Annotated in this window: 20 protein-coding genes; 11 read left to right on the plus strand and 9 right to left on the minus strand. The window is 68.9% G+C overall.

Translation table 11 applies throughout. The features are described from left to right. Nucleotides 1-104 precede the first annotated feature (104 nt). From ACT3S3_RS05355 to pntB, 7 genes are all read left to right on the plus strand, one after another. Complete coding sequence (locus ACT3S3_RS05355; protein ID WP_301442077.1) at nucleotides 105-776, plus strand: NUDIX domain-containing protein; 672 nt, start codon at nucleotides 105-107, stop codon at nucleotides 774-776. Nucleotides 777-839: 63 nt separating this feature from the next. Further along, a complete protein-coding gene (locus ACT3S3_RS05360) occupies nucleotides 840-2,246 on the plus strand; it encodes a DHA2 family efflux MFS transporter permease subunit (RefSeq protein WP_301442079.1) in 1,407 nt (468 codons plus the stop codon). 10 nt (nucleotides 2,247-2,256) lie between these two features. Then, the gene (locus tag ACT3S3_RS05365) at nucleotides 2,257-3,285 is read left to right on the plus strand and encodes an ATP-dependent 6-phosphofructokinase (RefSeq protein ID WP_301442078.1); all 1,029 of its coding nucleotides are present in this window, start codon (nucleotides 2,257-2,259) and stop codon (nucleotides 3,283-3,285) included. Nucleotides 3,286-3,502: 217 nt separating this feature from the next. Beyond that, a complete protein-coding gene (locus ACT3S3_RS05370; RefSeq protein WP_301442080.1) occupies nucleotides 3,503-4,543 on the plus strand; it encodes a bile acid:sodium symporter family protein in 1,041 nt (346 codons plus the stop codon). 11 nt (nucleotides 4,544-4,554) lie between these two features. Next, entirely contained in the window at nucleotides 4,555-6,072 is a 1,518-nt protein-coding gene (gene gatB / locus ACT3S3_RS05375; protein ID WP_441582060.1) for an Asp-tRNA(Asn)/Glu-tRNA(Gln) amidotransferase subunit GatB, read from the plus strand. A gap of 368 nt (nucleotides 6,073-6,440) precedes the next feature. Further along, entirely contained in the window at nucleotides 6,441-7,991 is a 1,551-nt protein-coding gene (locus ACT3S3_RS05380; protein WP_301443940.1) for a Re/Si-specific NAD(P)(+) transhydrogenase subunit alpha, read from the plus strand. A gap of 1 nt (nucleotide 7,992) precedes the next feature. Then, complete coding sequence (gene pntB / locus ACT3S3_RS05385; RefSeq protein ID WP_301443941.1) at nucleotides 7,993-9,474, plus strand: Re/Si-specific NAD(P)(+) transhydrogenase subunit beta; 1,482 nt, start codon at nucleotides 7,993-7,995, stop codon at nucleotides 9,472-9,474. Nucleotides 9,475-9,506: 32 nt separating this feature from the next. On the opposite strand, the gene ACT3S3_RS05390 is transcribed toward pntB, so the two are convergent. After that, complete coding sequence (locus tag ACT3S3_RS05390; protein WP_441582061.1) at nucleotides 9,507-10,568, minus strand: glutathione S-transferase family protein; 1,062 nt, start codon at nucleotides 10,566-10,568, stop codon at nucleotides 9,507-9,509. Nucleotides 10,569-10,761: 193 nt separating this feature from the next. Between ACT3S3_RS05390 and ACT3S3_RS05395 the strand changes: the two genes are divergently transcribed. Continuing rightward, entirely contained in the window at nucleotides 10,762-12,102 is a 1,341-nt protein-coding gene (locus ACT3S3_RS05395) for a DoxX family membrane protein (RefSeq protein WP_441588159.1), read from the plus strand. Between the two features lie 28 nt (nucleotides 12,103-12,130). On the opposite strand, the gene ACT3S3_RS05400 is transcribed toward ACT3S3_RS05395, so the two are convergent. Next, entirely contained in the window at nucleotides 12,131-12,898 is a 768-nt protein-coding gene (locus ACT3S3_RS05400; protein WP_301444002.1) for a LysE/ArgO family amino acid transporter, read from the minus strand. Nucleotides 12,899-12,968: 70 nt separating this feature from the next. Here ACT3S3_RS05400 and ACT3S3_RS05405 point away from each other — a divergent pair, with 70 nt between their 5' ends. Continuing rightward, nucleotides 12,969-13,850, plus strand: coding sequence for an ArgP/LysG family DNA-binding transcriptional regulator (locus tag ACT3S3_RS05405; RefSeq protein ID WP_444626402.1), 882 nt, complete (start codon nucleotides 12,969-12,971; stop codon nucleotides 13,848-13,850). A 112-nt stretch (nucleotides 13,851-13,962) separates the two neighbouring features. Here the strand turns inward: ACT3S3_RS05405 and ACT3S3_RS05410 are convergent, their stop codons facing one another. From ACT3S3_RS05410 to ACT3S3_RS05420, 3 genes are read right to left on the minus strand one after another with little or no spacing between them, the layout of a single operon-like run. Then, nucleotides 13,963-14,745, minus strand: coding sequence for an ABC transporter permease (locus ACT3S3_RS05410; protein ID WP_301444113.1), 783 nt, complete (start codon nucleotides 14,743-14,745; stop codon nucleotides 13,963-13,965). After that, a complete protein-coding gene (locus tag ACT3S3_RS05415) occupies nucleotides 14,742-15,149 on the minus strand; it encodes an ATP-binding protein DrrA1-3 family domain-containing protein (protein WP_444626403.1) in 408 nt (135 codons plus the stop codon). Before ACT3S3_RS05415 ends, ACT3S3_RS05410 begins: the two co-directional genes overlap by 4 nt. Continuing rightward, nucleotides 15,140-15,706, minus strand: coding sequence for an ABC transporter ATP-binding protein (locus ACT3S3_RS05420; protein WP_444626405.1), 567 nt, complete (start codon nucleotides 15,704-15,706; stop codon nucleotides 15,140-15,142). Before ACT3S3_RS05420 ends, ACT3S3_RS05415 begins: the two co-directional genes overlap by 10 nt. Nucleotides 15,707-15,776: 70 nt before the next feature. Here ACT3S3_RS05420 and ACT3S3_RS05425 point away from each other — a divergent pair, with 70 nt between their 5' ends. Beyond that, nucleotides 15,777-16,571, plus strand: coding sequence for a TetR/AcrR family transcriptional regulator (locus ACT3S3_RS05425; protein ID WP_301444111.1), 795 nt, complete (start codon nucleotides 15,777-15,779; stop codon nucleotides 16,569-16,571). Between the two features lie 110 nt (nucleotides 16,572-16,681). On the opposite strand, the gene ACT3S3_RS05430 is transcribed toward ACT3S3_RS05425, so the two are convergent. Further along, nucleotides 16,682-19,087: an ATP-binding cassette domain-containing protein gene (locus ACT3S3_RS05430; RefSeq protein WP_444626407.1), complete on the minus strand. Its 2,406-nt coding sequence runs from the start codon at nucleotides 19,085-19,087 to the stop codon at nucleotides 16,682-16,684. A 45-nt stretch (nucleotides 19,088-19,132) separates the two neighbouring features. On the opposite strand from ACT3S3_RS05430, the gene ACT3S3_RS05435 reads away from it, so the two are divergent. Continuing rightward, entirely contained in the window at nucleotides 19,133-19,873 is a 741-nt protein-coding gene (locus tag ACT3S3_RS05435) for an SDR family oxidoreductase (RefSeq protein WP_301443824.1), read from the plus strand. A 30-nt stretch (nucleotides 19,874-19,903) separates the two neighbouring features. Here ACT3S3_RS05435 and ilvD read toward each other — a convergent pair whose 3' ends face one another. The 3 genes from ilvD to ACT3S3_RS05450 all read right to left on the minus strand — a co-directional run bounded on the left by ilvD (nucleotide 19,904) and on the right by ACT3S3_RS05450 (nucleotide 24,457). After that, on the minus strand, nucleotides 19,904-21,751 hold the full coding sequence (ilvD, locus tag ACT3S3_RS05440) for a dihydroxy-acid dehydratase (protein WP_444626409.1): 1,848 nt from the start codon (nucleotides 21,749-21,751) through the stop codon (nucleotides 19,904-19,906). Between the two features lie 219 nt (nucleotides 21,752-21,970). Then, nucleotides 21,971-22,567 carry a PH domain-containing protein gene (locus ACT3S3_RS05445; protein ID WP_441578898.1) on the minus strand — a complete coding sequence of 199 codons (597 nt, stop codon included), beginning with the start codon at nucleotides 22,565-22,567 and terminating at the stop codon, nucleotides 21,971-21,973. Nucleotides 22,568-22,663: 96 nt separating this feature from the next. After that, nucleotides 22,664-24,457, minus strand: a complete 1,794-nt coding sequence (locus tag ACT3S3_RS05450; protein ID WP_301443545.1) for a mechanosensitive ion channel domain-containing protein — start codon at nucleotides 24,455-24,457, stop codon at nucleotides 22,664-22,666. Between the last annotated feature and the right edge of the window lie 63 nt (nucleotides 24,458-24,520).

Raw genomic sequence — 24,520 nt, forward strand, 5'->3', positions numbered from 1 at the left:
TCTCTCCTGAGGTTTGGCAACCGTAACCATGAATGGGCTTCATGGTAGATCCGACGGGGCCTCCGCACAAGAGGGCCCCGGCGAAGTGGCGTACCCTCGTCGGCATGACCCAACAGGCACTGCACGGTGACGGGTGGGCCGTCGGCACCGACGGCACCCGACGGTGGGGCACGCTCGGTGCGGCGGGCCTCTTCCTCACCACCAGGGAAAACGACACGACCCTTCTCCTCGTCCAGCACCGCGCGAGCTGGACCAACTTCGGCGGCACCTGGGGGATCCCCGGCGGGGCGGTCGAGCCGGGGGAGTCCGCGGTCGAGGCCGCGCTGCGCGAGACGCAGGAGGAGACCGGCGTCGAACCGTCCGACGTCCACGTCTCCGACCACCTCGTCACCTCGCGCGCCGACCTCACCCACGTGCTGGTGCGGCTGCCGCTCGCCCCGGAGGACATGGTGCTTGCCGCACCGGTCACCGCGGCGGTGGAGGACGGGGCGACGCTGCTGGAGGCCGTGCGCTCCCACCGCATCACCCAGCCCGGCACCGGCTACCCGCTGACGATGACGATCTCCGGGCAGCTGTGCTGGGAGGTCCCGGACGACAGCATCGAGGAGTGGACGTACACCACGGTGCTGGCGACCTGCGACTCCGCGCTGGAGCTGTTCCCGTCGGCGGAGAGCGCCGACCTGGCGTGGTGCCCCATCGACGAGGTCGCCGAACTCCCGCTGATCCCGCCCTTCCGCGAGGCCCTGCCCGGGCTGCGGGAGATGCTGGAGGCCTAGGACCGCCTCTTCGTGGCAGACTGGTCCGTCGTGACCGAAAAGAACGCCTCGACGTACCCCACGATGCCGTTGCCGGCGAAGGACGCGTGGCCCGCGCTCTTCGCGTTGTGCACCGGTTTCTTCATGATCCTGCTCGACCAGACGATCGTCGCGGTGGCGACGCCGGAGTTCCAGCGTCAGCTCGGCGCCGACTACAACCAGGTCATCTGGGTGACCTCGGCCTACCTGCTGACCTTCGCCGTCCCGCTGCTCGTCACCGGACGTCTCGGCGACCGCTTCGGCCCCCGCAACGTGTACGTGGTCGGCATGACGGTGTTCACGCTGTCCTCGCTGTGGTGCGGGCTGGCGGGCAGCGTGGAGGAGCTGATCGCCGCGCGCGCCGTCCAGGGCCTGGGGGCGGCGCTGCTGACCCCGCAGACCATGGCGGTGATCAACCGCATCTTCCCGCGGGACAAGCGTGGCTCCGCACTGGGGGTGTGGGGCGCGACCGCCGGTCTGTCCACCCTGTGCGGACCGATCCTCGGCGGACTGATCACCGGCACCGTGGGCTGGGAGTGGGTCTTCTTCATCAACGTGCCCATCGGGGTGCTGTCGATCATCGCGGTCATGATGTGGGTGCCGCGGTTCCCGCCGGCGGCGCGGCGCATCGACCCGTGGTCCATCGTGCTGTCCGTTCTGGCCGTCTTCCTGCTGGTGTTCGGGCTGCAGGAGGGCGAGACGATGGACTGGGCCTGGTGGATCTGGGTGATGATCGTGGTGTCCCTCGTCCTGTTCGTCCTGTTCGTGCGCCAGCAGGTCGTCGCCGAGAAGCGGGGACGCGACCCGCTGATGCCGCTGAGCCTGTTCAAGGTGCGAAACTTCTCCCTGGGCAACATCGGCATCGTGGCCATGGGCTTCACCGTGGCCAGCGTGCCGCTGCCGTTCACGCTCTACTACCAGCAGGTGCACGGACTGACGCCGCTGGAGGCCGGCATGATGCTGGTCCCGCAGGCGGCGACGTCCCTGGTGCTGTCGCCCGTCGTCGGACGCATGACCGACCGCTACAGCCCGCGCGGGCTGGGTGCGTCCGGCTTCGCGGTGATGGGGCTGTCGATCGTGGGCATGACCGTGGTGATGTCCACCGACGTGAGCCACTACTGGACGGTGATCCCGTTGATCGGTCTGGGTGTGGGCAACTCGCTGGTGTGGGCGCCGAACTCCGCTTCGACGATGCGCGACCTGGAGCTCAGCCAGATGGGTGCCGGATCCGGCGTGTACAACCAGACCCGCCAGCTCGGCTCGGTGCTCGGCGTGGCGGCGGTAGGGGCCATGATGCAGTGGCGGCTCACCGTCGACGACCCCGGCGTGGCCTTCGGTCTGGCCGTGCTCCTGCCCGCCGCGACCATGCTCGTGGGGGTGGCGTCGTCCCTGTTGTCCAGGAACAACCTGCACCGGAGCTCGACAGTCGCAGCCGGGCCGTCGGCTGACTAGGATCAGTGGCATGCGCATCGCAACCTTGACCAGTGGAGGGGACTGCCCCGGACTCAACGCCGTCATCCGTGGCGTGGTCCGAACGGCGGCAGGCCGTGGAGCAACCGTCGTGGGATACCAGGACGGTTGGCAGGGGCTGGTCGAGGACCGCCGCATCCAGCTCTACGACGATGAGGACATCGACCGGATCCTCACCCGTGGTGGCACGATCCTGGGCACCGGCCGGCTCAAGACCGCCGACTTCAAGGCGTCGATCGACAAGATCCGCGAGAACCTCGACGACGCGGGCATCGACGTGCTCATCGCCATCGGTGGCGAGGGCACGCTCAAGGGTGCGCAGTGGCTGCACCAGCAGGGCCTACCGGTGATCGGTGTGCCCAAGACCATCGACAACGACGTCAACGCCACCGACTACACCTTCGGTTTCGACACGGCGGTGGCCGTGGCAACCGACGCCATCGACCGGCTCCACACCACCGCCGAGTCGCACAACCGTGTGATGATCGTGCAGGTCATGGGCCGGCACGTGGGCTGGATCGCCCTGCACGCCGGCATGGCCGGTGGTGCCCACGACATCCTGATCCCGGAGGTGCCCTTCGACATCGACGAGGTGTGCAAGCGCATGTCGCGTCGCTTCGAGCTGGGTGAGAAGTACGGCATCATCGTGGTGGCCGAGGGGGCGGTGCCCAAGGAGGGCACGTTCGACATCGGTGACCGGGCGGTGGACCAGTTCGGTCACCAGAAGTTCGACGACATCGGTGCGAAGATCGCCCACGAGATCGAGAACCGTCTGGACACCGACGTGCGTTCCACGGTGCTGGGTCACATCCAGCGTGGTGGTACCCCCACGGCGTTCGACCGGGTGCTGGCGACCCGGTACGCGGTGCATGCCACGAAGGCGGCGTTGCGTGGGGAGACCGGCAAGGTCGTCGCGTTGCACGGTGAGCGTATCGAGCTGGTGTCCTTCGACGAGGCGGTCGGCAACCTGAAGGTGGTGCCGCAGCAGCGTATCGACTCCGTCGGCGCGCTGATCGGGTAGCCACCCGGCCCGTCCTGCATGTATGTTTCCGCGGTGAACGACGTGCATCCGGCCCCTGCCGGACAGGGGAGGGGGTACCCGCTTGTAGGGTGACCCTCACCGCATCAGGCATCCCGCGTTCATCCCCGTCCTCGCGCGGCCGACCACCCCCGGCCCACGGAGATGACGCGCACTCACGGCTCCTTTCCGAAAGTGACCTGACCTCCCCGTGTCTTCTGTGTCTTCCGGGTCCTCCGCACCCTCCACGTCAACATCCGCGTCCTCCTCCGCCACCCAGGACCGTAGCGCCTACATCGCCTCGCTGGGCTTCCCCGTCCTGGTGATCATCGGCGGAGTCATCGGTTTCCTCGGCGGCGACGACCTGTCTGCCGCGACGTCCGGGTGGACCAACTGGCTGCTCGGGCTGATCATGTTCGGCATGGGGCTGACCCTGAAGCCCGGCGACTTCGTCCTCGTGGTCAAGCGGCCCCTGCCCGTGGTCGTGGGGGTCGTCGCACAGTTCGTGATCATGCCCCTGGCCGCCCTGCTGGTGGTGTGGGTCCTCGGGCTGCCGTCCGCCATCGCCGCCGGCGTGGTCCTCGTGGGCTGCGCCCCGGGCGGCACGGCGTCCAACGTGGTGTCCTACCTCGCCCGCGGTGACCTGGCCCTGTCCGTGGCGATGACGTCGGTCTCGACCCTGCTCGCCCCGCTGCTGACGCCGCTGCTCACCCTGTGGCTGGCCGGGCAGTACATGCCCTTGGACGCCGGCTCCATGGCGGTGTCGATCGTGCAGGTCGTGCTCGTGCCGGTCATCGCCGGGCTCCTGTTCCGTTTCCTGCTGCCCCGGCTGATCGAGAAGATCCTGCCGGCACTGCCGTGGATCTCGGTCGTCGCCATCGCCGCCGTGGTGGCGATCGTCGTCTCCGGAAACCGCGACAACCTCCTGGAGGCAGGTCTCCTGGTGCTGGTGGCCGTCGTGCTGCACAACACCCTCGGCCTGGCGCTGGGCTACGGTGCGGGCAAGGTCACCGGCCGGCCCGTCCCGGTGCGTCGCACCATGGCCATCGAGGTCGGGATGCAGAACTCCGGGCTGGCAGCCGGGCTCGCCGCACAGCACATGGAGCCGATGTCCGCGCTGCCCGGTGCCATCTTCTCCGTGTGGCACAACCTGTCCGGTGCGGTCTTCGCGGCCCTGTGCCGTGCGTCGGACCGTCGTGCGGCACAACGAACCGACCACAGAGCGGACCACGCCAGCGACGCCGCGGACGCCATCCACTAGACTGAATCACCATGACAGCCGTGGTGAACGATTACTCCGATGACGTGATGGACTTCGACGAGGTGCTCGAGCGCTTCGACCCCGTGATGGGGATGGAGGTCCACGTTGAACTCGCGACGCGGACGAAGATGTTCTCCGCGTCCTCGGCGGAGTTCGGTGACGCACCGAACACCAACGTCGACCCCTGCAGCCTCGGCCTCCCCGGAGCGCTGCCCGTGGTCAACCGCCAGGGCGTCGAGTGGGCCATCAAGATCGGCCTCGCCCTGAACTGCGACATCGCGCCCTACTCGCGCTTCGCCCGGAAGAACTACTTCTACCCGGACCAGCCGAAGAACTACCAGATCTCCCAGTACGACGAGCCCATCGCCCACGACGGCTACCTCGACATCGTGCTGGACGACGGCACCCCGTGGCGCATCGAGATCGAGCGCGCGCACATGGAGGAGGACACCGGCAAGCTCACCCACCTGGGTGGTGCCACCGGACGCATCCACGGCGCGACGGCGTCGCTGGTGGACTGCAACCGTGCCGGTATCCCGCTGATCGAGATCGTCACCAAGCCCATCGAGGGCGTGGGGGAGCGCGCCCCGGAGATCGCGCGCGCCTACGTCACCGCCCTGCGTGACCTGGTCAAGGCACTCGAGGTCTCCGACGCACGTATGGACCAGGGGTCGATGCGCGTGGACTCCAACCTGTCCCTGCGTCCGGTGGGGACCACGGAGTTCGGTACCCGTACCGAGACCAAGAACATCAACTCGCTGAAGTCGGTCGAGCAGGCCGTGCGTTTCGAGATGCAGCGCCAGGCGGCCTGCATCGTCAACGACGTGGAGATCATCCAGGAGACCCGCCACTACCAGGAGGCCGACGGCACGACCTCCCGCGGGCGCGTCAAGGAGACCATGGCGGACTACCGCTACTTCAACGACCCCGACCTGCCCCCGGTGCTCGCACCGTCCGAGTGGGTCGAGTCGATCCGCGAGACGCTGCCGGAGATGCCCTGGATCCGCCGCGCCCGCATCCAGGAGGAGTGGGACCTCAAGGACGAGGAGATGCGCGACCTGGTCAACGCCGGTGCCCTCGACCTGATCATCGCCACCGTCGAGGCCGGGGCCACCCCGTCCGAGGCGCGCAGCTGGTGGGTCGCCTACCTGTCCCAGAAGGCCAAGGAGGCCGGCGTCGAGCTCGAGGGCCTGGAGATCACCCCGGTCCAGGTCGCCCGCGTCGCTGCACTGGTCAAGGAGGGCAAGCTGACCAACAAGCTCGCCCGCAAGGCCGTCGACGGCGTGCTCGCCGGCGAGGGTGACGTCGACGAGGTCGTCGCCGCCCGCGGCCTGGAGGTCGTCCGTGACGACGGTGCGATCGAGAAGGCCGTGGACGACGCCCTCGCCGCCAACCCCGACATCGTCGAGAAGTACAAGGCGGGCAACAAGAAGGTCACCGGTGCCATCGTCGGTGAGGTCATGAAGGCCACCCGCGGCAAGGCCGACCCCGCTCAGGTGAACAAGCTCATCGCCACGAAGCTGGGCTGAGACCGGTCCACGTCGTAGAAACACCGACCCCCGGGGTGCCCACCCCGGGGGTCGATGCGTGGGGTGGGGACCCTACACGGGGGAGGTTTCGTTATCCGCAGAAACGTTAAATAGGTCCCCTCGGACGGTGTCGGGGGCACCGCATCCGGGAAAACGGGGGTGGTTGGCTGCCCTGCGCGGGAAGATCCGGACAATATCACGGAACCTCTGTTGGCGAGTCAGCTACATGTGCATAATAAACCGGACGTTAACATACGTGTACCCAATGACTGGGTCGACGTCCGGGCGCGCTCGCGACCTCCACCCACACCTATGGTGGGCATGCCGCGGCCCCGGAAAGCTCGACCACGCACCAGAGGAGCCCTCCGTTGCTCATAGGTATCCCCCGGGAACCGCAAACCTTGGTCTCTGCGACACCTGACACCGTCGGCAAGCTGATCAAGCTCGGCTACGACGTAGCCGTTCAGTCCGGCGCAGGTGACAAGGCGAACTTCCCCGACAGCCAGTTCGAGGCCGTCGGTGCCACGATCGTCGGCGAGGACGTCTGGTCCTCCGACATCGTCACCACCCTCGACACCCCGACCGCCGACCAGCGTGGAGCCCTGAAGTCCGGTGCCACCCTGATCTCCCGGCTCGCACCGGGACGCAACGACGAGCTCGTCCGGGAGCTGGCGGAGAAGAACGTGACCGCCATCGCCATGGACACCGTCCCGCGTATCAGCCGCGCACAGTCCATGGACGTGCTCAGCTCCCAGGCGAACATCGCCGGCTACCGTGCGGTCATCGAGGCCGCCAACACCTTCGGCCGGCTGTTCACCGGTCAGGTGACCGCGGCGGGCAAGGTTCCCCCGGCCACCGTGTACGTCATCGGCACCGGCGTCGCCGGGCTGGCGGCGATCGGCACGGCCAACTCGATGGGCGCGGTGGTCAAGGCCACCGACCTGCGTCCGGAGACCGCCGAGCAGGTGGAGTCGATGGGTGCGGAGTTCGTGGCCATCCCCACCGCCTCGGAGAAGTCCGACGACGGCTACGCCAAGGAGATGACCCAGGACCAGGCCGCCGCGGCGGCGAAGCTCTACGCAGAGCAGTCCGCGGCGTCCGACATCGTCATCACGACGGCCAACATCCCGGGACGTACCTCCCCGGTGCTGCTGACCGCGGCGGACGTGGCGAAGATGAAGCCGGGTTCGGTCATCGTGGACATGGCTGCCGCCAACGGCGGCAACTGCGAGCTCACCGTCGCCGGCGAGGTCACGACCACCGACAACGGTGTGAAGATCATCGGCTACACCGATCTCGCCGGACGCCTGCCGGCGCAGTCCTCGCAGCTCTACGGCCAGAACGTGGTGAACCTGTTCAAGTTGGTCACCCCGGGCAAGGACGGCCAGACCGTCCTGGACCTCGACGACGAGATCGTCCGCGGCATCACCGTGACCAAGGCTCAGGACGGTGCGCACGCCGCGCAGGACGCCCAGGCCGAGATCCTGTGGCCACCGCCACCGGTGAAGGTCTCCGCCGCCCCGGCGCCCGCGCCGAAGGCTGAGGCGGCCCCGGCCGCCGAGGAGGAGGCGCCGGCGAAGTCCACCCTGCCGTGGAAGATCCTCGCCGGGATCCTCGGCATCGCCCTGGTGCTGGTCAGCCCCCTGGAGGTCGCCGACGAGTACATGGTGCTCCTGCTGGCCGTCGTGGTCGGTTTCTACGTGATCACCGCGGTGACCCACAAGCTGCACACCCCGCTGATGAGCGAGACGAACGCGATCTCGGGCATCATCCTGGTCGGAGCGATCCTCCAGGTCGGATCGTCGAACATCGCCGTGGCAGTCCTGGCATTCATCGCCATCGTCGTCGCCTCGATCAACATCTTCGGTGGCTTCTTCGTCACCAGGCGCATGCTCACCATGTTCGAGGGAGGCAACTGACATGACCCTGACCAACCAGCTCATTCTCGCCAACGGTCCGAGTGAGTCCGTCCTGGAGTGGACGGACAAGGTCACCAACCTGGCCTATATCATCGCCGCCCTGCTGTTCATCCTGGCTCTCGCGGGCCTGGCCAAGCAGCAGTCCGCCTCCCGCGGCAACCGCTTCGGCATGGCGGGCATGGCGATCGCCCTGATCGCCACCATCGTCAAGGCCGTCGTGGCCTCCGCCGACGACTCCGAGAACTACAACAGCCCGTTCGTCACCCTGATCCTCATCGCCATCGCGATGATCATCGGTGCGGCTATCGGCATCCCGCGTGCCCGCAAGGTCGAGATGACCGGCATGCCCGAGCTCATCGCGATGCTGCACAGCTTCGTGGGTCTGGCCGCCGTGCTCATCGGCGTCAACTCCTTCATCCAGCGTTCGGAGTCCGACGAGCACGTCGCCGGCTTCAACCTGGGCGAGATCTACCTGGGCATCTTCATCGGTGCGGTGACGCTCACCGGCTCGATCGTGGCCTACCTGAAGCTGTCGGGGAAGATCAGCGGTTCGCCGCTGATGCTGCCCGGCCGCAACCTGCTCAACATCGGCGTGATCCTGGTGTCGCTGGTCGGCATGGGCGTGTTCATCGCCGCCGGCACCGACAACCCGGCACTGTCCTGGACCGTCCTGGGCGTGATGCTCGTGCTGGCCCTGGCCCTCGGCGTGCACCTGGTCGCCGCCATCGGCGGTGGCGACATGCCCGTCGTGGTCTCGATGCTGAACTCCTACTCGGGCTGGGCCGCCGCGGCCGCCGGCTTCATGCTGGCCAACCCGCTGCTGATCATCACCGGTTCGCTGGTGGGTTCCTCCGGTGCGTACCTGTCCTACGTGATGTGCAAGGCGATGAACCGGTCGTTCATCTCGGTGATCCTCGGTGGCTTCGGCGCCGACTCCTCCGGTGGCGACGACCGCGACTACGGCGAGCACACCGAGGTCTCCGCCGAGGACACCGCCGAGCTGCTCAAGGGTGCGAAGTCGGTCATGATCACCCCGGGCTACGGCATGGCCGTCGCCCAGGCGCAGTACCCGGTCGCCTCGCTGGTCGCCAAGCTGCGCGACCAGGGCATCGACGTGACCTTCGGCATCCACCCGGTTGCGGGCCGTCTGCCCGGCCACATGAACGTGCTGCTGGCCGAGGCCAAGGTACCCTACGACATCGTCCTGGAGCTCGACGAGGTCAACGACGACTTCGGCGACGTGGACGTGGTGCTGGTCATCGGTGCCAACGACACGGTCAACCCCATCGCCGAGGAGCCGGGTTCCCCGATCGCCGGCATGCCGGTGCTCAAGGTGTGGGAGGCCGACAAGGTCATCGTGTTCAAGCGGTCCATGGGCTCCGGCTACGCCGGCGTGCAGAACCCGCTGTTCTTCAACGACAACACCGACATGCTGCTCGGCGACGCCAAGCAGTCCGTCGAGGCGATCACCTCCGCCCTCTAGGAGGACGCCCGATCACGCACTGTCAGGCACCGTCAGGCACCGTCACCGTCCCGGACGTCCTCCGGACGCGGTGCCGCCGGTGCCGTACCGTCACCGAACGGTGATCCGCCCAGCCGCCCCCTGTCGTGGGCGGTGGTGAACCCCACCGGGTCCGGCCCCACGGCCACGACCCCGGTGGGGTTCACGTCTGTGTGGACGATGTAGTAGTGGTCCTTGATCTGCCCGAAGTTGGTGGTGTCGCCGAAGCCGGGGGTCTGGAACAGGTCACGCAGGTAGCCCCACAGGTTCGGCCTGCTGGAGATCGTGTAGCGGTTGCACTTGAAGTGCCCGTGGTAGACCATGTCGAACCTGACCAGGGTGACGTAGAGGTAGATATCCGCCAGGGTGATGTGCTCGCCGACGAGGTAGCGGCGGGTCGCCAGGCGCTCCTCGAGCACGTCGAGGGTGTCGAAGAGTTCGCCGAAGGCCTTCTCGTAGGCGTCCTGTGACCCGGCGAAGCCGCACTTGTAGACGCCGTTGTTGACGGTGCGGAACACCCGGTCGGCGATCTCGTCGATCTCCTCGCGGAGCTCGGTGGGGTAGAGGTCCGGGGCACCGTCGCGGTGCAGCGGGGTCCACTCGGTGACGAAGTCACGCACCATGGTGCGGAAGTCGTTGGTGACCACGGCCTTCGAGTCGACGTCCACCAGCGCCGGGACGGTGATGCCCTTGGGGTAGTCGGCGTAGCGGTGCAGGTAGCAGTCGCGCAGGCGTCCGACGCCGAGCACCGGGTCCACGGAGTTCGGGTCGAGGTCGAAGGTCCACGATTTCCAGTCGTGGGTGGGGCCGGTCAGCCCCAGGCTCAGTGGGGCGGGCGACTCGGGGGTGTCGGCCCCGTCGAGGCCGAGCAGGCGCCGGACGATCACCGCGCGGTGCGCCCACGGGCACGCGCGCGCCGCAACGAGGCGGTAGCGTCCTGCCGTCACGGGCCAGGCGACGCCCTTGCCGGACGCGGTGCTCGCCGCGTCGAACCCGTCGGTGTCGGCGACGACGCGGTCGTCGATGTAGCTCATGTCCCGGTCGAAGCCCTCGGCCCCGCTGGCGACGTATCCCATGGTGTCCTCCATTTTGTGTGTTCGTGGGTGCGGTGGTGCGACATACCGTGTCGTCCTCCGCTGTGACGCGTGGGTTCTAGCCTAGGCTTGACGCACGTATCCATGCGGAGACGAGCACACGGACCAGCACGAGACCAGCACGAGATCGCCGCGCCAGAGGTCACCACGCCGGCGGCGCAGAAGGTGGGAGACCATGGGATTGTTTGACCGGAATCCGGCGAAACCGGACGGCACCGGTGACACGGGTAAGACGGGTGGCAGCGACGTCAACGATGCCGCGAACGACACCACGAACGACGACGACCTCTTCGAGGCGATCGACTCGGTGGACGCCATCGACGTGCCGGACGCGACGCGTCCGCTGTCGGTGAACACGGCGCCGGCCGAGCAGGCCGAGCAGGCCGAGCCGACTGAGCCGACGAGGCCGACCGAGCACACCGAGGCACAGGGCGAGTCGTCCGCCCCGGCCGCCGAGTCGGACAACGCTGACGAGGCCCCCGAGGCCCCCGAGGCGACCGAAGCAATCGACGGCGCTGACGAGACGGCTGACGAGACGCCGCGTCCGAAGCGTGACATCTACGCGGTGTCCGGTCGCGCGCGGCCGCAGAAGATCGAGCCGCGGGGCGACGACTCGCGGACCGAGGTCTTCACCGCCGCTGCCGCCGACCCGGCCTACGGGACGAAGACGGGGGAGGAGGCCGCCGACTCCGGGGAGAACGGCCACGAGACCCTGGCCTTCGGTGGCGGAATCGGTGCAGCGGGTGCAGCGGGTGCAGCCGGCGCCGCGGCGACCCCGCGTCGCTCAGCGGTCCCGGAGTCGACCGAGACCCAGGCGCAGTACTCCGGCGAATACCCGGGCGCCGGCACGGAGGGCGAGACCTCCGTCTTCGCACCGGGTGCTGCAGGCGCGGCAGGCGCAGCCGGTACCGCCGGCGTCGCGGCGTCCGGTGAGGACGACGCGGCCGTGGCCGTCGACGAGAACGGCGAGGAGGCTGCGGCCGTGCCGGGTGAGGTCGAGGCCAAGCGAGGCACGCTGGACCTCGGACTGTTCATCCTGCGCGTCGTCGTCGGTGCGCTGCTGATCGTGCGCGGTCTGCAGACCCTCTTCGCCTTCGGCGGGGACCCGGGAATCAGCGCCTTCGAGCAGACCCTGTCGGCCTACAACTTCGCCGACATCCTGGCCGTCGCCCTGCCGGTCGCGGAGATCGTCGCCGGTGGTCTGCTGGTCTTCGGCCTGCTCACCCCGGTGGGCAGCGCTCTGGCGCTGGTGGTCGCCGGTTTCCTCACCCTGCACAACTTCTCCCTGTGGGACTCCGGGTACTGGCCGTACACGTTGAGCCCGCACGTGCAGTTCTGGGGCATGGTGTCGCTCGTCGGCCTGGTGCTCACGTTCACCGGCCCGGGCCGTTACTCCGCGGACATCTCGCGCGGGTGGGCGACGAGGCCGTTGGCGTCGTCGTGGCTGTTCGCGATCATCGGCCTGGCCGGCGTCGCCGGTCTGTGGCTGGCGGTCTCGGGCGGCAACCCGTTCTGACGGTCCCGGCTGCACCGGCCACACTGGCTCAGCCCAGCGCGAGCCGGGCGGCCATGCCGATCATCAGCAGTCCGATGCCCAGGTTGATCCAGCGCCACACCCCGGGGCTGGACAACGGGCGGCTGAGCAGGCGGGCCCCGTAGCCCACCACCACGAAGAACAGGACGGACCCGACCAAGGCCCCGGCAGTGAAGACCCACTTGCCGGGGTCGTACTGGTTGGCCATCGTGCCGAACACCACGATGCCGTCGACGTAGGCCGCCGGGTTGAGGAACGTCACCGCCAGGGCGGTGGGCAGGGCGGAGACCGCGCGCGGACGGTGCAGCCGCAGCAACCGCCGCGGGGCGTCCTGCCGGGTGGGGACGGGACGCGTCTTGGTGGCCACCTGCCCGCCGCCGGTGGGCAGGACGTCGCCGGGCAGCGCGCTCCCGGCGTCCTGCGCTTCGTCCTGCATGCTGCCGGACGGCGGCTCGACGCCCTCGATGGCGGTGGGGTGACGCACGTCGCGCAGGCACGTCGAGGCGAACCAGAGCAGGTAGGCGACGCCGCCCCAGCGCAGGATCTCGATGAGCACCGGAAGCCTGTCGGTCACCACGGCGACGCCGGCGGTGCCCGCAGGCAGCAGAATGAGGTCGCCCACGATGAACACGCTGATCACCAGGCCCACGCCCCAGCGTTTCACACCCTGTTTGAGCAGCACGATGTTCTGCGGGCCGACGGCGGCGATCACGGAGAGCTGGAAGACCATGCCGGCGAGGGCGATCCTGAGTGCGGGGAGGAGGGAATCGTAGGTCACCCGCCGGAGCCTAGGAACCGGGGCGAGTGAAGACAAGCAAGCAGAACTGGGCACAGTTAAGATGTGCTTCATGATCCCACGTCACCTGGATACACTGCTGCTCGTCGTCGACGAGGGGAGCTTCGAGGCCGCCGCATCGCGTCTGGGGGTGAGTCCGTCGGCGGTGAGTCAGCGCATCAAGGCACTGGAATCGGACGTGGGACGCGTGGTGGTGCGCCGGACGTCGCCGGTCGGGGTGACCGACGCCGGGGAGGTGCTGGTGCAGAGCGCGCGGCAGATGCGGCTGCTCGAGCTCGAGACCGACGACCGTCTGCGCGGGCAGATCAGTGAACGTCCCGTGAGCGTGGGCGTCAACGCCGACTCGCTGGGGACGTGGTTCCGGCCCGTGCTCGGGCACGTCGCGGCGTCTGGTGGGATCTCTCTGGAACTCACCGTGGAAGACGAGCAACGCTCCCTGGCGATGCTGCGCCGCGGAGACTGCATGGGCGTGGTCACCGCCGAGGCGGAACCCGTCGCCGGGTGCGTGGTCGAGGAGCTCGGGGTGCTGCACTACTGGCCGGTGGGCTCCCCGGGGCTCGCCGAGACCCTGCACCGCGGCCTGGCCGAGCAGGGAGACTCCGCCTGGGCGGGCCTCCCGCTGCTGGTCATCGGACCGCACGACCGGATGACCGACGGTGTTCTCGTGCCCCGCGAGGTCACCCCGCGTGCCGACCGTCGGGTCTCCCGGATCCCCAGCTTCGAAGGGCTCAACGACGCCGTCGTCGCCGGGCTCGGGTGGACGCTCGTACCGGTGTCCGCCGCGCGGCCCTATGTGTCGGCCGGCACCATGGCCCGGCTCACCGAGGACGTCATCGAGGTGCCCCTGTACTGGCAGCACTGGCGCCTGGAGTCCGACACCCTCGGCGTGCTCACCGACGCCGTGCACGCCGCCGCGGCTGCGGGGCTGAGGTAGCGGTGCTGGGGTAGTGGGCCTGGGGTAGTGGGGCTGGGGCCATGCCTTCCTGAAACCCCACGCAGATGGTGGTCCGGATCCCGAAGACCGACAAGATCGCGGGGTTTCAGGATCAGCGCCTCAGCCGACGGTACGCGCGGGCCGACAGGGGGAGGAACACCGCCACGAGTACCAAGGGCCACAACAACGCCGCCAGCACGGCATGGTCGGCCAGAGCCCCGCCGGTGAGGCCGGTGGGGTTGCCGAAGAGCTCGCGGGCGGCGGTGGCCGTGGCGGACACCGGGTTCCAGGTGGCCAGGGGTTCCAGCCAGGACGGCATGAACTCCGGGGACACGAAGGCGGTGGACAGGAACCCGATCGGCCAGACCAGGACCTGCACCGCCATGGCAGCTCCCTCGTTCCTGCCCAGGGTCAGGCCGAGGAAGATGCCGATCCACAGCACGGCGAAGCGGAACCACAGCAGCAGCGCGATCGCCAGTATCGCCTCGGGGAGGCTGCCGGTGATCCGCCACCCCAGCAGGAGTCCGCCGACGACCAGGACGACGAGTTCCACCGCCGAGGTGATCATGTCCGCGCCGGCGCGACCGAGCGCGACGGAGGCGTCCCCGATCGGCAGTGAGCGGAAGCGGTCGGTGATGCCCTTCTTCGCGTCGTTGGCCATGGCGGTGGTGGTCGCCTCGACACCGAACATCATGGACAGGGCCATCATGCCGGGCAGCAGGTAGTCGATGTAGTCCCCGCCGCCGGGCAGTTCGATCGACCCGCCGAAGAGCAGGGCGAACATCAGCAGGAGCATCACGGTGAACAGGATGCTGAACACCGGGGTCAGGGGTTGGCGGCGCCAGTGCTGCAGTTCCCTCGTGGTGAGGATCATGCCGCTGGTGATGCTGTTCATCGGTTCTCCTCGGGGTTCGGGACGGTCGGGTCGGACGGGGTCTCGGTGACGGAGAGGAAGACCTCGTCGAGGGTCGGGCGGCGCAGTGCGACGTCGGTGGGCGACAGGTTCGCCTCGTCGAGTCGTCGGACGAGATCGACCATGTCGGCGGTGCCGCGTGGTGCGGGCACGCTGGCGTGGATCCCGTCCGGGGTCTCGGTCAGCGACTGCCATCCGGCGGGCACGGCGGCCTCGACCTCGGCCCGGGTGGTGGTGGAGGGGAAGGTGACGTCGACGCGGTCGCCGCCGCGGCTGCGTTTGAGTTCGTCCGGTGTTCCCTTGGCGATCACCCGTCCGTCCTTCATGATCGAGATGCGGTCGGCGAGCTGGTCAGCCTCCTCGAGGTACTGGGTTGTCAGCAGCACGGGGCTGTCTGCAGGACGGCGTCCCACACGTCGACGCGTCCGCGGGGGTCGAGTCCGGTGGTGGGTTCGTCGAGGAAGAGGACGTCCGGCTCGCGGATGAGTGAGACCGCGATGTCGAGGCGTCGGCGCATGCCGCCGGAGTAGCCGGACACCGCCTGGTCGGCGGCGTCGGTCAGGGAGAACTGCTCCAGGAGCTCGTCGGCGCGGCGCCGGGCGTCGCGGCGACGTAGTCCGAGCAATCGGGCGAACATGACGAGGTTCTCACGACCTCCGATGACCTCGTCGAGGGCGGCGTACTGGCCGACCAGGCCGATGCGTGAGCGCAGGGCGTTTCCGTCACGGACGTCGGTGCCGGCGATCCGGGCGGTCCCGCTGTCGAGGGTGGTCAGTGTGGTGAGGACGCCGACGGCGGTCGTCTTGCCGGCGCCGTTGGGGCCGAGCAGTCCGTGGATGGTGCCGGTGGGAACGGTGAGGGTGAAGTTGTCGAGCGCGCGGTGGTCGCCGTAGGTCTTGACCAGTGATTCAGCGTGGATGGCGGGCGGGGAGGCCGAGGGCACAATAAACTCCAAACAGTGTACGAAGTTGCGAGGGTGTTTTAACGTACGCCGTTCGGAGTAAGCTGTCAACATGGATTCCGAGAGCCACAACGACACTGCCGCTGAACCGGACCGCATGCTGCGACTGGTGTGGCGCCACGAGATCGGCGAGGAGTCCGGCGCGCGCGGCCCGCGGAAGAAATGGTCGGTCGACCAGGTCGTGGACACCGCCATCGCCGAGGCGGACGCCGCCGGTGTCGCCGGTGTTGAGGGACTCTCCATGCGCCGGATCGCGGAGAAGCTCGACACCTCCGCCGCCACGCTGTACACCTACATCCCCGGCCGCGACGAACTTCTCGGGCTGATGGTCGACCAGGTCATGGGACGCGTCGACCTCCCGTCGTTCGACGGTGCGGCCACGGATCCGCAGAGCGTGGCCGAGAGACTCCGCATGGTGTCGGCCGTCGCCTGGGAGGAGGTCCACGAGCACCCCTGGCTGCTCAACGCCCAGCGGCACCGGCCCCTGCTCGGCCCGAACGTATCGCGTCGCTACGAATGGCAGCTCACCGCCGTGGACGGGTGCGGACTGGACGACGTGGCCATGGACCACACCATCTCACTGATCGAGTCCCATGCCGTGGCCAGCGCGGCGGCGAGCGTGAACGCCCGGGACCTCGCCCGGGACACCGGGGTCAGTGACGCGGACTGGTGGCGGGTCAACGAGCCGGTACTGTCGCAGGTCATGAGGGACGCGGACTTCCCGGTGTCCGGACGCGTCGGCACCGCGGTGGGCGAGAAGTACCAGGCGGTCACCGACCCGACGGCGGTCTACAGGTACGGACTCGAGGTCATCCTGGACGGCGTGATCCACCAGCTGGCACGCTGACCATCGCAGACTGACGCCTACCGATGCTGGCTCCTGAAACCCCACGCAGATGTTGGTGGGGATCCCGGAGACCAACAACTGAGTGGGGTTATAGGAAGGGGAGGTGCGAGCTACCCGTCCGCACCCGCCACCGCGCGCAGGACCCGGCCGGTGGCGGTGCCGGAGTCGGCGACCTCGGCCGGGGTGCCGTCGGCGACGATGCGTCCGCCCTCCACTCCGGCACCGGGCCCCAGGTCCACCACCCGATCGGCCTGGGCGACCACACGCAGGTCGTGTTCCACCACGACCACGGTGTCACCGGCGTCGACCAGCCGGTTGAGCTCGGTGACCAGCAGGTCCACGTCCGCCGGGTGCAGGCCGGTGGTCGGCTCGTCCAGCAGGTGCACCGTGGGGGTGCCACGGCGTGCCCGGCGGCTGCGCTGCAGCTCGGTGGCCAGTTTGATGCGCTGGGCCTCCCCGCCGGAGAGCTCCGGGGCACCCTGGCCCAGGCGCAGGTAGGACAGGCCCACGGCGTCCAACGCCTGCAGTGCGGTGAGCACCGCGGGCTCGTCGGTGAAGACGTCCAGGGCGTCCTTCACGGTCAGGCCCAGGATCCCGGCGACGGTGTAGCCGTGCCAGGTGACCTGCAGCGTCTCGTCGTTGTAGCGGGCGCCGTGGCAGTCCGGGCAGGTGGTGTAACTGCCGGGCAGGAACACCAGTTCCACCTCGATCGCGCCCTCACCGTTGCACGTCGGGCAGCGTCCCTGGGTGACGTTGTAGGAGAACCGGGAGACCGTCCACCCGCGTTCGCGCGCCCCGTCGGTGCCGGCGAAGAGTTTGCGCACGTGGTCGAACAGGCCGGTGTAGGTCGCCAGGCAGGAGCGGGTGGTGCGGCCGATGGGCTGCTGGGTGATGTGCACGGTGCGGATTCCGGCGTCGTCGAGCACCTGCGGCAGCACACTGGACAGCAACGTCGACTTTCCGGAGCCGGACACCCCGGTCACCGCGGTGAACTGGCCCAGCCCGAGTGACGTGTCGATGTCCAGGGTGCGCTCGGTGCTGCGCACCGGCAGACGGGAGGACGCTGCGCGCGCCGGGTGGCGTCCCCCGGTGAGCGTGGGGGCTGCGGCGGCGAGCGCGCGGCCGGTGGGCGTGTCCTGCCCGGCCAGACCGTCCTGACCACCGTCTTCACCGCCGTCCTCACCACCGACCGGCCCGGACCACAACACCTCGCCGCCGTTCTCCCCGGCGCCCGGGCCCACGTCCACCACCCAGTCCGCCCCGGCGACCAGGGACATGTCGTGCTCCACGAGCACCACACTGTTGCCCGCCTCCAGGAAGCGGGTCATCAGCTCACGCACCGCCACCCGCTCGGTCGGGTGCAGTCCGGCGGAGGGTTCGTCCAGCACGTACACCACGCCGAACAGGCCCGAGTGCAGCTGCGAGGCCAGGCGCAGGCGCTGCAGCTCCCCGGCCGACAGCGTCGAGGCGGCACGGTCCAGGCTCAGGTGGCCCAGCCCCAGCTCCACCGCCGCGCGCACCGTGGGGGTCACCTGCTCCAGCAGCAGACGCTCGGCCTCCGACGGGGATGTGACCCCGGCGACGAGGCCGGCGAGCTCCTCCAACGGCACGGCGTTCAACTCGTCGATGGTCAGCCCCAAGTACGTCACCGACAGCGCATCCGCGGTGAGCCGGCGCCCACCGCACTCCGGACACACCGAATGGTCCATGAAGGACAGGACGCGACGGCGTGTGGCGTCCGACGACGTCGAGGCCAACGTCTCGCGCAGGTAGGTCGCCACCGAGCGCCACGTCCCGTCGTAGGTGCGCTGGATCTGGTGGGCGCCGCGCACCGGGTGCACCGTGACCACCGGCTTGTCCGGGGTGAACAGGATCCAGTCCCGGTCCTCGCGCGACAGCTGCGACCACGGCACGTCCGTGCGGTAGCCCAGGGTGACCAGGATGTCGTGGAAGTTCTTGCCCAGCCACGCGCCGGGCCAGGCCGCGATCGCACCGTCGTCGATCGACACCGAGGCGTCCGGCACCATCGACGCCTCCGTCGGCGCATGGACCGTCCCGGTGCCCTGGCACGTGGGGCACATGCCCGAGGCGGTGTTGGGGGAGAAGCGGTCCGAGTCCAACCGGCCCACCCGTTCCCGCAGCTCCTCCGGGTAGGTGCCCGAGCGGGAGAACAGCAGACGCACCGAGTTCGACACCGTGGAGAACGTCCCCACCGTGGATCGTGCCCCACCGCCGGAACGCGACTGCTCTAGCGCCACCGTCGGCGGCAACCCGTCGATGCGTCCGACCTTCGGGTCCACCGCCCCGGCGATTAGCCGGCGGGCGAAGGGCGCGACCGACTCAAGGTAGCGGCGCTGCGCCTCGCCGTGCACCGTGCCGAACGCCAACGACGACTTCCCCGACCCCGACACCCCGGTAACCGCCACCAGCTTGCCCCGCGGGAACTCCACGGAGACGTGGCGCAGGTTGCGCAGGTGGGCGTCGTGGACACGGACTGTGGAACTTGAGTCGACCATGGCCGCCCATTCTAGGCGGTTGTGCGGGCGCGGTAGCGTGGGGGAATGGACTTCGGGATAGCAGGCAGATGGGCCGTGGTCGGTGCCTCCAGTCAGGGGCTCGGCCTCGGGTGCGCCGACGCGTTGGCGTCCGAGGGGGTGAACCTCGTCGTCAACGCCCGACGCACCGGGCCGCTCGCCGAGGCCGCCGAAAAGCTTCGCACCCACGGGGTGGAGGTGCGTGAGGTCGCCGGGGACATCAGCGATCCCGGTGTCCGGGAGAACCTGCTGGACGCCGCACCACAGGTCGACGTCCTGGTCACCAACGCCGGCGGGCCGCCGCCCGGCGACTTCCGCGACTGGGACGAGGACGCCTGGCTCGCCGCGTTGAAGCAGAACATGCTCACCCCGGTGGAGTTGATCAAGGCCACGGTGGACCACATGGCCGCCCGTGGATTCGGGCGGGTGGTGAACATCACCTCCGTGGCGGTGAAGGCCCCGATCGCCACGCTGGGGTTGTCCAACGGGGCGCGCGGCGGGCTGACCGGCTTCGTGGCCGGGGTGGCACGCCAACCCCGGTTGGCCGCGGCGAACGTGACGGTCAACAACCTGCTGCCGGGACGCTTCGCGACCGCGCGGTTGGCGCGCACCGGCTCGTCGCCGTCCACCGACGGCATCCCGGCAGGACGCTTCGGCGACCCGGCGGAGTTCGGCGCGACCTGCGCCTTCCTGTGCTCGGCACAGGCCGGCTACATCACCGGGCAGAACATGCTCATCGACGGCGGGGCGTACCCGGGCACGTTGTGAGCTGTCGTTGCGGCAGGGCCGCGGCAGGGTCTAGTCGACCTCGCGCACCGCGCCCTTGTCGGCGCTGGTGGCCATCTTGGCGTAGGCGCGCAGCGCCTTGGTGACCTTGCGCTGACGGGTCGCCGGGGACCACGGCTTCCGCGAGGCGTCCATCGCAGCACGGCGACGCGCGATCTCCTCGTCCGGCACGTCGAGGGTGAGCTGACGGTTGTGGACGTCGATGGTCACGGTGTCGCCGTTCTCGACGAGCCCGATCAGTCCACCGTCGGCGGCCTCCGGGGAGATGTGGCCGACCGAGATACCCGAGGATCCGCCGGAGAAACGCCCGTCGGTGATCAGGGCGCACTTCTTGCCCAGTCCGGAGCCCTTGAGGAAGGCGGTGGGGTGCAGCATCTCCTGCATGCCCGGTCCGCCGGACGGGCCCTCGTAGCGCACGACGACCACGTCGCCGGCGGTGACCTTCTTCTTGAGGATCACGTCCACGGCCTCCTCCTGCGACTCCACGACCAGGGCCGGTCCGGAGAAGTGCCACAGGGACTCGTCGATGCCGGCGGCCTTGATCACCGCGCCGTCGGGCGAGAGGTTGCCGCGCAGGATGACCAGCCCGCCGTCGGCGGTGAAGGCGTGCTCCACGTCGTGGATGCAACCGTTCTCGGCGTCCACGTCGAGGTCGTCCCACACGTTGTCCGTGGAGAAGGGCTCGGTGGTGCGCACCCCGCCGGGGGCGGCGTGGTAGAGGTCGATCGCCTCCTGGCGCGGCGAGGCCGCACTGACGTCCCAGTCCTCGAGCCACTCGGCGAGGCTGGGGGAGTGCACGGTGTGCACGCCCTCGTTGAGCTTGCCGCCACGCCACAGCTCGCCGAGGATGCGGGGGATTCCGCCGGCGCGGTGGACGTCCTCCATGTGGTAGTCGGAGTTCGGCGCGACCTTCGACAGGCAGGGGACGTTGCGCGACAGGTCGTCGATGTCCTGCAGGTCGAAGTCGATGCCACCCTCCTGGGCGGCGGCGAGGATGTGCAGCACCGTGTTGGTGGACCCGCCCATGGCCATGTCCAGGGCCATGGAGTTCTGGAAGGCCTCCTTGGTGGCGATGTTGCGCGGCAGCACGGAGGTGTCGCCCTCGCCGTAGTAGCGCTTGCACAGGTTCACGATCGTGCGTCCGGCCTCGCTGAACAGGTCGCGGCGCGCGGAGTGGGTCGCCAGGGTGGAGCCGTTGCCGGGCAGGGACAGGCCGAGAGCCTCGGTGAGGCAGTTCATCGAGTTGGCGGTGAACATGCCGGAGCAGGAACCGCAGGTCGGGCAGGCGGCCTGCTCCACGGTCATCAGGCCCTGGCGGGAGACCTGCTCGCTGGCGGACGCCGAGATCGAGGTGATCAGGTCGGTGGGCGCGTGGGCCACACCGTCGACGACCACGGCCTTGCCGGCCTCCATCGGCCCGCCGGAGACGAAGACGACCGGGATGTTCAGGCGCATCGCGGCGTTGAGCATGCCAGGGGTGATCTTGTCGCAGTTGGAGATGCACACGATGGCGTCGGCCTGGTGGGCGTTGACCATGTACTCCACGGAGTCCGAGATGATCTCGCGGCTCGGCAGCGAGTACAGCATGCCGGAGTGCCCCATGGCGATGCCGTCGTCCACGGCGATGGTATTGAACTCGCGGGCCACGCCGCCGGCCTCGGCGACGGCCTCGGCGACGATGTCACCGACGTTCTTCAGGTGGACGTGCCCGGGGACGAACTGGGTGTAGGAGTTCGCGATCGCGATGATCGGCTTGTCGAAGTCACTGTCCTTCATGCCCGTGGCTCGCCAGAGGGAGCGTGCGCCGGCGGCGTTGCGTCCCTGGGTGGTCACTGATGACCGGTAGGAGATCTCGTTCATGGTGGGAAAAGCGTCCTCTCGTGGGGCCTCGTGCGGCTGCCCGGCCCGTGGGCAGTTGTTTCGGTGGGGTTCGTGCGTGGGGGTTCTTGCGTTGATTTATAGGTGCGGAGCCACGGCGGCGACGGCGGGATCCGGCGGGGCCGGGGGACAGTAGTCAGCTGTCGGCCCCGGTACTCAGTCGGACGCTATCGGACGCACCGCGGCGCGCGGCGCGTCCGGTCAGCTCGCGGCGTCCGGTCTACCGTCCTGCCCGGCGTCCTGGTCGCCGGCAGCGGAGCGGCGGCGTTCGAGTTCCTCGCGCGCCATGCGTCGGGCACGCTGCGCGGCCTCGTACTCGCCGTACTCGTCCTCGTCCATGAGGACGGCCAGACCGCTGTCGCGTTCGACGACCCGTACCTTCTCGTCGATCGCGGAGAGACTCGGGGTCACCGGGTCCGGGATCCTGCCCCCGGTCACTTCCGCCAGGGTCACCAGCGAATTGAAGCTCACACCCGGGAGCGGGAATGTCGTCTCGTCCTTGCTCACCGCAAGGGCCTTGCCTCCACGGGTGAATCGTAACGCCTCGAAGTCGTCCCACGCCAATGACTTTGTGGGGCGAAGGAGGTAACGGGCGGTGATGCCGCCCTCGGTGAACTCCGTCCGGGTGCGCAGCACACCCACGATGAACAGGAGGGGCAGGAGCGGGAGCCAGAAGAGCACGCCCGGGGCATAGGCCACACCGACGATCGACATCGCCACCATGAGGAAACCGGCGATCAGGTGGGCCTGATCCGTGCGGACCTGGTACGGCAGGGCGGGCGACTCCACGGAACTCATGGTTGTCCATTTAATCAGCACCGGTGGCCCACGCACACATCGCCCGGACCATGTGGTCCGGGCGATGTGGTGGTGCGGTGGTGCAGGGGTGGGACGTCAGGGCGTGGTGGTCTGGTCGCCGGAGGTGCCGTCCTGCTGGGTCGTGCCCTGGTTCTGGCTCTGACCCTGGTTCTGCGTGGAACCGTCGGACTCGTTGGTGCCGTCCGTGGTGCCGGTGCCCTCGGTGCCGTCGGTGCCCGACGTACCGGAACCGGAGTTGTTCGAGTTGCCGGAGTTGCCCGAGTTACCGTTGCCGGAGGTGTTGCCGCTGTTGGTCGAGCTGTCGCCGGACCCGTCGGACTCCTCGGTGTCGGTGACCTCACCGGAGTTGTCGGACTCCTCGGTGTCGGTGGGCTGCGTGTCCTCGGTGGGCTCGCTGTCGGTGTTCTCCTCGGTCTCGGTCGGGGTACTCGACACGCTGGTCTCGGTGGACTCCACCTCGGTACCTGCGTTGCGGTAGCGGTCCGGCGACAGGATGCCGGGGTTGCCGTCGTCCGGGTTGCTGGAGAACAGCGCGAGCATCGCCACGATCACCAGGGCGATGAACAGGCCCGAGGTCGAGGGACGGAACCGGCCGCCGAAGCTCAGCAGGTTCTTCGTCTTCGACTCGTAGGGGCCGTCGACCAGGTCGGCGAGATCGGACTTGTCGTCCTCTGCTCCGGCCTTACCGTCCTTCCCCGCCTTGCCGTCCTTCGCGTCGGGGTCCTCCTCCGGTGCGGGGGAGGGCAGCACCTGGGTCGCCGGGTCGTCCGGGTCAGGCTGCGCCGCACTGTCCGGCTCAGCCGAGGCGTCCTGCGCGTCCTCGACCTTGTCGGCGTCCGCGGCGGCGTTGTCTGCACCCTCGTCGCCGTCGGCGCCGTCGTCCAACGACATGTGGTCGGGGCCGGACGCCGCGGCCGCCACGACGCGGGACGTGTCGTCCTCGGACGTGTCCTTCGCCGCGATTTTCGACGGCGCCTGGGTGGTGTCGGTGGAGGGGGCCTGCGCGGCCCCTGCCGTGCCGAGCACGTCGCCTCGGGACTGGTAGCGGTCCCAGAACGTGTTGACCAGGTTCGCGCGGATCGCGCGCTCCACCAACCACTGGTCGGCGGGGCCGGTGTCCACGCCCACGCGCATGCCCACCGACCAGGGCTGGCCGGCGGCGGCGGGCGGGGTGATGCTGCGGGCCGGCTGGACCTCGATGTCACCGAGGATGCTCGCGTCCACCCCGGCGGACTCCACGGCCTTGGCCGCTGCGGTCTCCACCTTGGTGAGCAGGTCCGCCATGGACTCCTCGTCGACCATCGGGATGTCGAGGTCCACCACGGCACGCGACCAGCGCTGCGAGTAGTTGATCGTCACGCTGGCCTTGCTGTTCGGCACGGTGACGAGCTCGCCGGCGACGGTGCGGATCTGCGTGGAACGCAGGGTCAGCTTCACGACCGTACCGGTGATCTGCCCGGAGGTGTCGTCGAAGGTCACCACGTCGCCGACACCGTAGTGGCGCTCGGAGATGATGAAGAAGCCGGTGAGGAAGTCACCGATGATGTTCTGCGAGCCGAAACCGATGGCGGCGGAGACCACGGTCGCCGGGATGGCCGCGCCCATGGCCGGTACGCCGAGGTTCGTCAGTGCGAGGAGCACCAGGACGAAGTAGGCGACGATCTCGAGCATGTACACCAGGGCGCCGACGAGGGCGAGCTTGGACTTCGTCTCCTCCTGGCCGCTCTCGAGACGGTCGGTGAGGACACGGACGACCTGGCGGCCGACCCGGGGAATCAGGATTGCCGCGATCAACAGGGCCGACAGCGGCAACCCGTGCTGAATGATCCATTCCCAGAGGGAGAACAAGAGGTACTTGACGTCGAACATGAGACTCACCATAGACCGTGTTTCTGGGGATTCGCTGGATCATTCGACACGCGAAACAGCGTC

Source organism: Corynebacterium sp. AOP40-4SA-5 (genome assembly GCF_052377355.1).
In the GTDB taxonomy this organism is placed as follows: Bacteria; Actinomycetota; Actinomycetes; order Mycobacteriales; family Mycobacteriaceae; genus Corynebacterium.

Coding starts and splice junctions, on each gene's coding strand:
- ACT3S3_RS05365 (WP_301442078.1), top strand. CDS start 2,257: ATGCGCATCGCAACCTTGACCAGTGGAGGGGACTGCCCCGGACTCAAC.
- ACT3S3_RS05390 (WP_441582061.1), bottom strand. CDS start 10,568: ATGGGATACGTCGCCAGCGGGGCCGAGGGCTTCGACCGGGACATGAGC.
- ACT3S3_RS05355 (WP_301442077.1), top strand. CDS start 105: ATGACCCAACAGGCACTGCACGGTGACGGGTGGGCCGTCGGCACCGAC.
- ACT3S3_RS05445 (WP_441578898.1), bottom strand. CDS start 22,567: ATGAGTTCCGTGGAGTCGCCCGCCCTGCCGTACCAGGTCCGCACGGAT.
- ACT3S3_RS05435 (WP_301443824.1), top strand. CDS start 19,133: ATGGACTTCGGGATAGCAGGCAGATGGGCCGTGGTCGGTGCCTCCAGT.
- ACT3S3_RS05450 (WP_301443545.1), bottom strand. CDS start 24,457: ATGTTCGACGTCAAGTACCTCTTGTTCTCCCTCTGGGAATGGATCATT.
- ACT3S3_RS05405 (WP_444626402.1), top strand. CDS start 12,969: ATGATCCCACGTCACCTGGATACACTGCTGCTCGTCGTCGACGAGGGG.
- ACT3S3_RS05360 (WP_301442079.1), top strand. CDS start 840: ATGCCGTTGCCGGCGAAGGACGCGTGGCCCGCGCTCTTCGCGTTGTGC.
- ACT3S3_RS05395 (WP_441588159.1), top strand. CDS start 10,762: ATGGGATTGTTTGACCGGAATCCGGCGAAACCGGACGGCACCGGTGAC.
- pntB (WP_301443941.1), top strand. CDS start 7,993: ATGACCCTGACCAACCAGCTCATTCTCGCCAACGGTCCGAGTGAGTCC.
- ACT3S3_RS05425 (WP_301444111.1), top strand. CDS start 15,777: ATGGATTCCGAGAGCCACAACGACACTGCCGCTGAACCGGACCGCATG.
- ACT3S3_RS05430 (WP_444626407.1), bottom strand. CDS start 19,087: ATGGTCGACTCAAGTTCCACAGTCCGTGTCCACGACGCCCACCTGCGC.
- gatB (WP_441582060.1), top strand. CDS start 4,555: ATGACAGCCGTGGTGAACGATTACTCCGATGACGTGATGGACTTCGAC.
- ilvD (WP_444626409.1), bottom strand. CDS start 21,751: ATGAACGAGATCTCCTACCGGTCATCAGTGACCACCCAGGGACGCAAC.
- ACT3S3_RS05410 (WP_301444113.1), bottom strand. CDS start 14,745: ATGAACAGCATCACCAGCGGCATGATCCTCACCACGAGGGAACTGCAG.